Source organism: Pseudomonas sp. SDO55104_S430 (assembly GCF_054070595.1).
This window is the reverse complement of record NZ_JBSVXG010000486.1, coordinates 1-1069: the sequence shown is the minus strand read 5'-3', so window position 1 is coordinate 1069 and position 1069 is coordinate 1. Positions and strand designations below refer to the sequence as shown.

The 1069-nt window shown below is 64.7% G+C and carries 1 protein-coding gene; it reads left to right on the top strand.

The window, feature by feature from the left end:
• Positions 1-162 precede the first annotated feature (162 nt).
• A complete protein-coding gene (locus tag ACW9JE_RS30835; protein ID WP_457434923.1) occupies positions 163-1002 on the top strand; it encodes an urease accessory protein UreD in 840 nt (279 codons plus the stop codon).
• Positions 1003-1069: the final 67 nt, after the last annotated feature.

Sequence of the window (1069 nt, the reverse complement as noted above, 5' to 3'; positions counted from 1 at the left end):
TAAAACCTGAGCGCGAGGTCTGCCTGATACACCGCGCCAGCCGATTTGACGACTGCTTCGCAGCCGGACGCAGGCTTCGCCAGCTGCTACAGGTCGTTTCGCATTCCGGCCTGCGGCACAGCCTTTGCAACCGCTCGAACAAGCCCACCACAAGCACTCACCATGACCCTTCCTGCTTCCGGCGCCTTGTTCACCCCCAGTTGGCACGCCGAGCTGGATCTGGGCTACGCCCGATTCGGCGACAGCACGCGCCCGGTTCAGCGTCGGCACCAAGGCCCGTTGCGGGTGCAGAAGCATCTGTACGCCGAAGGGCCCGAGGTGTGCCAGCACATCATCGTTCACCCGCCGGGCGGGATCGCCGGGGGTGATCGACTGGACATCTCGGCCAGTGTCGGCCGCGATGCCTGGGCGCAGATCACCAGCCCCGGCGCGGCCAAGTGGTATCGCGCCGCAGGCCCCGCATATCAGCAACTGGACCTGAAAGTGGCAGCTGGTGCCACACTGGAATGGTTGCCCCAGGAGACGATCGTTTTCAGTGCGGCCCAGGCCGAGTTGCGCACCTGCATCGACCTCGAAGGCGATGCCCGGTTGTTCTACTGGGACGTGGTGGCCCTGGGTCGTCCGGCCAGCGACGAACGCTTCGACCTTGGGCATTTCCAGGCGCAGCTGGATATCCGCCGTGATGGAGCGTTGCTCTGGCATGAGCGCCAGCGTGTCGTCGGTGGCGACGGTTTACTGGATTCGCCGATCGGGCTGGATGGGCAGCCGGTGTTTGCCACGCTGCTGGTGACGGGTGAGATCGACGGTGAATTGCTGGAGCGCTGCCGGTCGTTGAGCGCTAAGGTGCGCGGGGATTTGACCCAGTTGCCGGGGTTGTTGGTTGCGCGGTGTCTGGCGGGTGAGGCGTTGTTAGCGCGGGGATGGTTGGTTGAGCTTTGGAAACTGCTGCGCCCCGCCCTGCTCGGCCGGGAAGCCGTCCCGCCGCGAATTTGGAGCACCTGAAACACGATCAAACTGTGGGAGCGGGCTTGCTCGCGAAGGCGGTGTGTCAGCCCCACAGATGTTGCCT

Bases quoted from the DNA above. Each gene is read 5' to 3' on its own strand.
- ACW9JE_RS30835 (WP_457434923.1), top strand. From the start codon at position 163: ATGACCCTTCCTGCTTCCGGCGCCTTGTTCACCCCCAGTTGGCACGCC.